Here is a 413-nt window from a genome sequence, read left to right as displayed (position 1 = left end):
CGGCACTATGGTAATCTACAGCTCTTCTCAGGGGATGGGATCCGTGCTGAATTTGGTTTCTACAGATGGGCGTTTCAAAGCGCGTCTTCCGGCAACTGATGGACAGGTCAAATTCCCTGCCTGGTCGCCGTATCTGTGATAATAATTAATTGAATAGTAAAGGAATCATTGAAATGCAACTGAACAAAGTGCTGAAAGTGCTGATGATTGCTCTGCCTGTTATGGCAATTGCGGCATGTTCTTCCAACAAGAACGCCAGCAATGACGGCAGCGAAGGCATGCTGGGTGCCGGCACTGGTATGGATGCGAACGGCGGCAACGGCAACATGTCTTCCGAAGAGCAGGCTCGTCTGCAAATGCAACAGCTGCAGCAGAACAACATCGTTTACTGCGATCTGGACAAGTACGATATC

The 413-nt window shown here is 49.4% G+C and carries 1 protein-coding gene and 1 pseudogene; both read left to right on the top strand.

The window, feature by feature from the left end; genetic code table 11:
- A pseudogene (gene tolB / locus FMM79_RS22205) lies at positions 1 to 139 on the top strand (Tol-Pal system protein TolB); the annotation flags it as partial.
- A 34-nt stretch (positions 140 to 173) separates the two neighbouring features.
- The coding region (locus FMM79_RS04705; protein WP_371710823.1) for a hypothetical protein at positions 174 to 413 on the top strand (240 nt) is incomplete at its 3' end.

Source organism: Novosphingobium sp. BW1, assembly GCF_008107685.1.
In the GTDB taxonomy this organism is placed as follows: Bacteria; Pseudomonadota; Alphaproteobacteria; order Sphingomonadales; family Sphingomonadaceae; genus Novosphingobium.
The sequence above is the reverse complement of the archived record's forward strand: the minus strand, read 5'-3'. Positions and strand labels throughout refer to the sequence as shown.